At 57.5% G+C, this 8,971-nt stretch carries 7 protein-coding genes; 3 read left to right on the top strand and 4 right to left on the bottom strand.

The features are described 5' to 3' along the window. The first annotated feature begins 613 nt into the window (after positions 1 to 613). Positions 614 to 2,134, top strand: coding sequence for a toll/interleukin-1 receptor domain-containing protein (locus R4P70_RS32270; protein WP_317833780.1), 1,521 nt, complete (start codon positions 614 to 616; stop codon positions 2,132 to 2,134). 1,008 nt (positions 2,135 to 3,142) lie between these two features. On the opposite strand, the gene R4P70_RS32265 is transcribed toward R4P70_RS32270, so the two are convergent. The 3 genes from R4P70_RS32265 to R4P70_RS32255 form a co-directional block, all read right to left on the bottom strand. After that, positions 3,143 to 3,376, bottom strand: a complete 234-nt coding sequence (locus tag R4P70_RS32265; RefSeq protein WP_317833782.1) for a hypothetical protein — start codon at positions 3,374 to 3,376, stop codon at positions 3,143 to 3,145. Between the two features lie 626 nt (positions 3,377 to 4,002). Beyond that, positions 4,003 to 5,415: a HEPN domain-containing protein gene (locus R4P70_RS32260; protein WP_317833778.1), complete on the bottom strand. Its 1,413-nt coding sequence runs from the start codon at positions 5,413 to 5,415 to the stop codon at positions 4,003 to 4,005. Positions 5,416 to 5,988: 573 nt separating this feature from the next. Then, complete coding sequence (locus tag R4P70_RS32255) at positions 5,989 to 6,426, bottom strand: hypothetical protein (RefSeq protein ID WP_317833776.1); 438 nt, start codon at positions 6,424 to 6,426, stop codon at positions 5,989 to 5,991. Positions 6,427 to 6,665: 239 nt separating this feature from the next. Here R4P70_RS32255 and R4P70_RS32250 point away from each other — a divergent pair, with 239 nt between their 5' ends. After that, positions 6,666 to 7,151, top strand: coding sequence for a hypothetical protein (locus R4P70_RS32250; protein WP_317833774.1), 486 nt, complete (start codon positions 6,666 to 6,668; stop codon positions 7,149 to 7,151). A gap of 231 nt (positions 7,152 to 7,382) precedes the next feature. Here the strand turns inward: R4P70_RS32250 and R4P70_RS32245 are convergent, their stop codons facing one another. Beyond that, positions 7,383 to 7,742, bottom strand: a complete 360-nt coding sequence (locus R4P70_RS32245; RefSeq protein ID WP_317833772.1) for an Lsr2 family protein — start codon at positions 7,740 to 7,742, stop codon at positions 7,383 to 7,385. A 324-nt stretch (positions 7,743 to 8,066) separates the two neighbouring features. On the opposite strand from R4P70_RS32245, the gene R4P70_RS32240 reads away from it, so the two are divergent. Continuing rightward, positions 8,067 to 8,615 carry a recombinase family protein gene (locus tag R4P70_RS32240; protein ID WP_317833770.1) on the top strand — a complete coding sequence of 183 codons (549 nt, stop codon included), beginning with the start codon at positions 8,067 to 8,069 and terminating at the stop codon, positions 8,613 to 8,615. The last annotated feature ends 356 nt before the right edge of the window (positions 8,616 to 8,971 follow it).

The raw sequence follows: 8,971 nt of genomic DNA, 5'->3' as shown, positions 1-8,971 counted from the left end.
CTCCTGATGCTCCGCATCAGGACGGAAGCGGCTCGCTTCGCTCCCCGCCAGGAAGCCGCTGCGCGGCTCGCAGTGGGTCCAGCCAGACTGCCGTCGATCGACTCGCTTCGCTCCTCTAAATACCTTAATTACCTTTGTCGCCAGAGGATTTGATCGGAACTCTAAAATCGGTACCCAAGTACCAAACGAGGCTGGGGAGGGGTGGTGGTCGCTCGAAGTTATCCTGTCTCGCATCTGCCAGCTCATCGTCATCATGCTTCCTATCCTACAGGACCCCACCCGAAACCGCAAAACAATACAGAATCACAAAACGTCTAAATCATAATCACCGCAACACAATTCGAGACTTCACGAAATATCTCCATGCGTAATCGCCGAAACCAATTACCCACCAACCAATTACCCAAAGTTACTGAAACGCAACAATATTCAAAAACACCCGAAAATCGGCCCACATACGCCCCACCGAGCACCCCCGACACTCCCCCACCACCGAACCCGAGCACCCCGCCGGCCCCATCAGCCGGCCCCAATCCGCCGGCGCCCCACTCGACGAACACACCACCGCGGGACGTGTCATCACCCCAGGTCACAAGACAGATACCATCTCGGTGTGACATCAACCGAGGCAAAGCACGCGTTCATCTCCTACGTCAACGAGGACACCCAGCAGGTCGACGGGCTCTGCAAAGTCCTCGAGGCGGCCCAGATTCCCTACTGGAGAGATCGGACAGCGCTCACTCCCGGCGACAATTGGAAGGCGAAGATCCGCGAAGCGATCCGATCCGGAGCGCTGGTCTTCATCGCGTGCTTCTCAGACAACTCCCGCTCAAAGCACAAGAGCGTCATGAACGAAGAACTCACCCTCGCTGTCGAAGAGTTCCGACAGATGGCCCCAGGGTTGACCTGGCTGATTTCGGTTCGACTCGACGATGGACCGATCCCCGAGTGGGACCTCGGCGCAGGCCGTGCCCTCGGCGATCTCCAGTACGTCAGCCTCTTCGGCGACCAGTACGCAACCGAGGCCGTCAAGCTCGTCACCGCCGTCAGCCTCGCGATGGGCACCAACGGTCCCGACCCGGCAACGACCCGAGCGGCCGTCGAGGAAGCAGCGGACCGCGACCGCCCGGCACTCCTTCGCCAACTGACAAAAGACATGGTCCTGAACCCCGCCCGCCGGATCGAACTCGACGAACTCATCGCCCAGGAGACGAAGACGATCCTCACCGCGATGCGCGACGAGGAGCGCTTCCCCACCCAGAACATCATGGGCGCCAACGACAACGAGCGCATCGCGCATCTGGCTACTGTCGCAACCAACTACTGGAAGCTCATCGAACCTTTCTGCTGGTCCCTCCAGGTCGCCGCTCGCTGGGCCCCCGACGCCGCCGCCCTCGCACCGTGGACCAACGCGCTGCGCGCAATCTGCGCCCAGTCCACCGAGATCAAGAGCGGCATCGAGGCACTTCTGGCACTGCGATCACTGCCGGCGATGGTCGCGACCTTCACCGCAGGACTCACCTGCGTCGGTCAACCTAGCTGGGACAACTTCAAAACACTCCTCGTCGACACCATCATCACGGACAGGAACACCGGCCAGAGGACCCCGCTCATCGAAGCGACCTACCCCTGGCTCCCTTTCCGAAACGCTGACCTCGTCCCCCACGTCCTCGCCCGCTCGGCCATCAAGGATGAGGACCCCGCGACGGCGCTCGCCGCATTCACGGAGGGCAAGGTCGGGAAGTTCCACACGCCCGTCGCAGAGTGGCTCCACCACGTTCTTCGCCCGATGTTCGACGAGCAGTTCCCCGACAACGCAACCTACACCAACGATTTCGAGCTGGCCGAGGTCATGATGGGGATCATCTCTCAAAACCAAGCACTCCAGCTCGCCGGCGACGACCCGCACCGTCAAGCATGGGCGCATTCGAGCTGGTTCGGACGGTCCGCCTGGCGCAGCCGACGCGGGTACGCCACAAACCCACTGGTCGAAATCGCGCAGCAAAAGCTCGCTGACGGCGCTGCATGGCCACCCCTTAAGTCAGGCCTGTTCGGCGGAGACTCTGAACGAGCCGACAAGGCGATCAGCGCCTATGCCGAAGACTTCGGCAAGGCCGGCAACCAACACCTCTGAATCTGCTCGGTATGTCATTTACGGCGTAGGCACGATACCGCCGCCCCGGACCCCGAGGTAGGAGCTGCAATCGAGGCTGGTGGCCGGAAACTCATTAGGTCTCCGGCCACCAGAACCATTGCTTCATCTTTGATGACGCCACACCCTAGACTCGGCATCGGATCGATGAAACCCCGTGAATGTCTCTGCCCTGCAAGATGATTAGGAAATTAACTCTGGAAGATCAGGATCAGGTGACACGGTTTCAGGTGCGAGAAAGTCGGACTTCTGCCACGCAGCATCAAGGATCGGATTGTGAATCTTAGGTAGTTCGCCAAGCGCCACACCAAATGACCACGTCCGACGTTCGGGATCATTCAAGATCTCGAGGAGCTTGTTCACCGCCTCCGGCGCCGGCTGGCAGACCCAATGTTCGAGCTCTCGCAGCGAGAGGACCAGCGACGGGATCGTCGAGCTGGTCCCGTACTCGACGAGGGTCGAATTTCCAGGTAAAAGGGCTCGCATGTGACCGCGAGTCCAATGATGGGTCGATCGTCAGGGAAGTGCTCAAAGAGCGAGATTCGGGCTCTGATGAGATTCGCGGTGGTATCGAGTTGTTCTCGGGCTTTCGTGAGATAGCGCTCGGCGATCTCGGGAAGAGTGGCATCGCCCGCTCGCGCACCGAGGGTCAGACGTGCGGACTTGCACTCGACCAGGATCACCGCTTGCGGGGTTACCCAGATCCAGTCGACGCTTTTCTTCTCGTCATTGCCTTCTTTATACGTGATCTCACCGTGAAGGTCGCTCGCGTCGGCGAGCAGGGCGAGCTGCCTTCCGACGTATGCCTCGGTGCGAGTACCGAGGATGTCGGTGAATTTTCCGCCCCAGGCGTCAACGCCTCGGTAGTAGAGGTTAGCCGGATACAGGGCGCGGTCGACGAGCATGACCTGCGGTGCCCAGATTCCTCGCTCACTGAAAGGAAAGATTTGGACCGGCCTGTTCGGTCTGTCTTTCCTCCTCTTCTCGTCGTCAGCGACGTCCGCTTGGGACGCCCCCGCTCCCCTTGGACACGGTGGCGATACGGTTCTCGGCCAGAGAAGATGCGCAGCGCGAATCGTAGTCCGACTGGACCATCGGCCCTCGCAGGCAGTAGCGGCCGCCGTTGTCTTGGACGTAATGGGTGTAGCACTCGTTCTCGTATCCACCGTGTTCTGCCGTGCGGGGTATCGCGACAAAGCGTGTGAGAGCGGCTGTTTCGGTCATGTGGCTGCCTTCCTGAGAGTCGGTAGAGTCGCTCCCCTGTCACCATGTCGAGGGTGGGCGGTCAACCCCGTAGAGCGGAGCGTGGGTTGACGGGTCGGGTCCCCGGCATGGTGTGCTGGGGCGACTTGTACGACGACTTTCTTGACCACTCGGGGCTGCGTAGCGGCAACGGCGCCGGAGGTGTCGTTCGGTTGTTGGTGTGTGGCCGGCGGTTGGTGCGTGCGGGGGTGGGCACCTCCCGCTTGGTTCGCTGGCGGGGCGATTGTGCGGGAGCGACGGAACTGGACCGCGGGTGGTGTCGCGGTAGCTCTGGTTTGTTGTGTTGAATGAGTATCAGGTCGCCACGTGTGACCGATCTGCACGGGTTGGTGCAGGTCAGGACCTCGGCTTTCGCTTCGGTCTGGTCAGTGTGGCGACCTGGTGCTCGTCGCGGTTCAGAGGATAGTTCAGGGGTCTGACGTGTTCAGTTTCGCGGCCGCCATCGCACGAGTCTCGCAATTGCGGCGCGCACCTCGTTTCTCAAATATTTCAGTTTCCTCATCGTGCACTTGTGTGGTGCATCGCTAGTGCGTGACGACCAAAATTTCAAGAGTGGGTAAATTCTGCACCATACGTGCTCGATGCAATCAAAGATACTCCTTGGACGCCTCTTTATAACTATGTGAAGCAAACCAAAGAGCGCCCTCTTCTACTGCCTTTCGCTGCAACTCGGCCGAGATTTCAAGTCTCTCCATTAGTACGAGGTGCAATAACGCGGTAGTTACTGAAGCAAGTCGATACCAGACCTCGTCTGGTATATTTCGCGCTTCTTCAGGGTTGAGATGTGCAAGATCGTTTCGCGCATTACCAGTCCATTGCGACCATTTTTTGACATCGCCCAACAAACTTTCCACTGCTATCTGATCAGGAAAAGCTGCCAACTCGGTGCAGCGTTGCTTGTAGCCAGGATCATTTCTGAAAACACTCAATATGCCTCGATGCTCTTTGGCGAGCGCTTGTTTCATTTGCTCCTTCAGCGTTTTATACAACTCGGGATCTCTGGCGACGGAATCGGGAAGGAATTCCCGATGCACAGCTTCTATTACAGTAGCAGCATTGAGCATCTTGTTTTCATAATACGAGTGTTCCGAGTAGTCAAGGCCCATCAGAACATCTAAGGTAAGCCCGAGCTGGGCGGCGATCGAATACCAATTCTGCACAACTGTGGGAAAGTCTATTTTCCGAGCTGTAAAGAGAGCGTTTCTTGCCAGTCTCGCATCAACAAGCCCATCGGAAGGTGGCGGTATTTCCTCTCTGTGCCATTCGTAAGCAAGGCCGTGCCCAAGCTCCTCATTTTCGTAGAGTTTCATCGAGCGAATTGAACTTGGCTTTCTTATTGCATGTGTCAGAAGGTTCTGAAAGGCGCGTGCTGGTTCCAAAAATTCCTTCGCCGAGCATTCCTTTCGACTGTATATCCGCAGCACACACCTTTCGGTAATGTGCCCCTCGGTGGAACCGAGCCGTTTTCGCCCACCCGAACTCCCTCTTAACTTTTCAATGATTATCTTCCAATCCTTCAAATCCGCCACTAATGGTTCTGCATGAGTTGATTTGAGCACTATTTGCCCATTATCATGTTCAGGCGTCATTTGACTCATACCTGACCAGAAAGTTAGATAATCCAACTCGACTTCAAGCATTCTAAATACCGGGTCGTCGACGCTGCCGATGTGGCGATCACCGCCAATAAGAACGCCGTACGTGGTAGAGATGTCTTGTTCAACACTGTCAGCGTTGCCCATAATTCGTCTAGTCCCAGGCGAATAAGCACCGAGAATGGTGACCAGATTCCCCTGACTAGTTCCATGCAAGGCAGGTGTGACCCATCCTGGCGTATCTGGCCATGCCGTTTCGTCCCCACCATCGGTGATCCCTTCCTTGGCGAGTGCACCAATCAATTCAAGCGAGGGACCGTCAGCCGAACCTATTGAAAGGTTTCCGGACACCTGATGGTCACGGTCGGTGGGGTGCCACCAGATTCCCTTGAGTAATTCCGTCATTTGCTCAGTCTTACTGAACCTCGCTTCGAGCACCACCGAAATGCCCATCTATTAGCTATCTAAAAATGGCCTATCGTAGAGTCGACGCCAAATTCGATCCACCGAGCCGGTGGTGCGCACAGAATCATCTAGTCAGAATCAAGCTTGCGTTCTCGTCGTACGAGATTCCAGCCCACCGCCGAAACGAGGGCCCCGGCTGCGGCCCCGAAAAGGGGTCCGCCAACGATCAGGCCGATGATGAATCGGTTAACCGAAACCCTCTCGATCTGGAACGATTGGAGATCGTGCGGCTGGTAGCTGGCTGTATAGATCGTGAAGGGTTGGGACGCGTACCACCCCAACACAGCACCGCTTACGAGTCCACAAGCTAACCCCAAACCGGCGAAGAGCAGCATCGTCGCGACCGCCGACCGCCGTCGAGCCGTCAAAACATCTCTTCGAGGGTCACATGTGCACACTACCCAACGTGGAGTTTGATGACGGCGCTCTCACCACAAAACGGCTGAGCGCCTCCCTGTGGGTTTGGGTGTTCGTTTTGACCATCGACGAAACGGACGAGCGCTGATCGTACGGTCAGCGTCGCGGCCCCAGTAGTCGGGACCAGCGTGATCTCCGCTCAGGAAACAGGCTGTCGTCGTAGGGGCCGCCGACGTCGATGATCTTGATGTCGAGATCCACGCGTGGTGGATCCTCGAGGAGCTTGATGAAGACGCAAACGGCAGTCTCGACGTCGAGGCGAATCGTCGACGCCCATTCCGATATCCATCGCTCCTGGTCGTCGTTGGGTTCGCCGGCCAGCAATGAGCAGCACGAGCATCGCGGGTCATAGTTCGGCTTCGGGGTAGCCGTCGCCTCCCAGGCGGCGCGGCCGTGATGCGTCACAGCACGCAGACCTGCTAGCTCTACTGGCGGCGTCTGGTCGTCGCCGGTTCCGCCGAGTCGTCGGTCCGCGAGTTCGACCGGGTCGAGCATCGCCCCCCAGTGATAGTCGGTGTAGAACGGACGGTGCATCGAAATCTATGTCCGATCGCACCGGGCGGTCGACGACGAAGTCCTCGGAATCCAGGGCGGATACTCACCTCTGTTCTCACAACGGCGTCGCAACCTGGGACACATCGTCGAGATCTTCGTCGAATTTCACGTCGCGCGAGTCTCTGGTAACCAGTCAAGGATCCTTCGAGACATGCCGAACCCCGCGCTGGGCCAGGGAAAACGGGTAGCAAGCGCAATACACCCAATACGCTGCTGCGTTGACTGCTGCAGGGATAACTTTCAGACCAGGGGCAGGCCTCGGATCCGGCGCCTTCAGCAGCGATCAAAGTATCTGCAAATCCATGAGGGACGGAACTCTCGACGCCTACAATCTCGCCGGACGAGAGCAGGTCGCTGCACAAACGGACAACGGACGACGGATAGTCACGATGGTTCCAATCCTGTGCCCAGATCAGCAACCGTTGATCGACGAAGCACTTTCGGGCAATGCAGTCATGAAGCGGTTTATTGATGGGAAATACATTGTCGGCGAAGGCTACAACCCGTCAGGGCCTCGCCTCGTAGCACCAGGAACGTACAGTACCGGACCAGTCTCTGACTGCTACTGGGAACGCGCAGACTCACAAGGAAACATCATCGACAACAACATGGTGAGCATTTCCCAATCAATCACCGTAACTATTGAAGAAACAGACGGCGCCTTCACCAGCAATCGCTGCGGCCCTTGGAATTTAGTCGACTAATCCGAACATCGCACCCGATCGTCCCCCCGATTACCGTCATCGACAGCTCTGACCTGGGGCGGGATTGGGCGGCGGTGCTGCGGTGGGCGATCGCCCTCGACGACGGCCGTTTGGTCTTCGCCGCCGAGGGTAGTCTTGAGCTCGCCTGAATCTTTCGTCTCTCACCGAACAGAATCACGGGATAACTACGCGATTCGTTGATGTCAGTGAGAAAAGATGCTGTTCAGCAACTTAATGTGCGGCGTCGAATGCATCGATGACGTCGGCTTTGATCCGCCCTTTCGCACCGACGTCGAAGCCGTTCTTGCCGGCCCAGTCCCGGATTGCTTTCAGTTGCTCGGCTGACCGACCCGACCCCAACTTCTTAGTCGAAGTCGGGGTTTTTACACGAGCCTTGCCGGCAGAGGAGGCCTTCTCCGCGACCTTGATATAGGGAGCGAATACCGCTTCGATCTTGTCGGCATTGGCGGGTCGAAGATCTATCCGGTAGTCGGCACCCTGATAAGAGAAGGTGACCTCGTGGCCTAATCCGGCGTCGATGGGCTTTCCGTCGAGATCGTCGATAAGTTGGCGAATGAATATTTCGGCCACAGGGAATCCTCTTCGTTGCATGTTGGATGAATGTCCAGTTCATATTATCCGCAGTATCTGATAATTCAGGACACTCCTACCGACGCCGCGCCGATCACCCACCCGCCAGCGGCCTCAAATGAGCCCCGTGGTCTCGGCAGTCGATCGGCCCCGATTTTCGGCGCCGCTGAATGATGTTTCATAAACGGTCTTGGTCTCAAGGTCGTTTTTGAAACGTCGGAGGCGTTTTTCGGTGAGCTGGCAGAAGATATGTTCCGAAACTCGTGTCCAAAACTGATGGTTCATTATTCGGCTTGTCGGTGAGTTCTGGAACACTGCTGCCCTATGGGTGAACTTTTGGGCTACGCAAGGGTCTCGACCACCGACCAAACTGTCGATCCGCAGAGCGACGCTCTCAGCGCTGCCGGCTGTTTCAAAGTCTGGACCGAAACCGCATCCGGCGCAACCACCACCCGCCCGCAACTGAGCGACCTACTTTCCCATCTTCGCGACGGCGACACGTTAGTGGTGTGGCGCCTCGACCGGTTGGGTCGTTCACTACCCCACCTCCTGCAAACCGTGGAGGATCTCGCCGACCGCGGTGTCGGATTCAAATCGTTGACCGAAGCGATCGACACCACCACCTCCGGCGGCAAACTGATCTTTTCCATCTTCGGCGCCCTCGCGGAATTCGAACGCAATCTCATCCGGGAACGGACTCAGGTCGGACTTGCCGCCGCTAGGGCCCGCGGCCGTACCGGGGGCCGGCCACCGAAAATGACGTCGACGAAACTCTCTCAGGCGCAACGGATGCAGGAGAGCGGAATGCAGCTGACCGATATCGCTGAAATCATCGGCGTCGGCCGCACCACCCTCTACCGGCACCTGAAGTAAGTCACTACCACGTCATTTCCGATCACAGCGGAGGACGAATCCAAATTGCGGCTCCTGGAATTGTTCGGCACGTTTTTCACAGATCTATTTGACTCCGAATAACAGCTGAAATCTCGGACAATACATGGAACCCCACCCCGATGTCCACGAAACATGAAATCGTATCCGCCAAGCCGCAGATGAAGTTCAAGTACTGCGCATAGCCTGACCGAAAACCCAAGTAACGGTTCGATATATAGGATCTACCAACGCTGCAAACTGGTGCAGCGAGTCCTTCGAGGAGATATTGTCAAATCCTGTGGATGAGATTGTTTCAGGCGACCTCCGATCCGGTGCTTGCGGGCTCGACTGCCCCG

Origin of the sequence: Rhodococcus sp. IEGM 1241 (assembly GCF_033142365.1) — a bacterium.
GTDB classification, from domain to species: domain Bacteria; phylum Actinomycetota; class Actinomycetes; order Mycobacteriales; family Mycobacteriaceae; genus Rhodococcus_F; species Rhodococcus_F erythropolis.
Note: the sequence above shows the minus strand (reverse complement) of the source record. Positions and strands in the feature narration are given on the sequence as shown.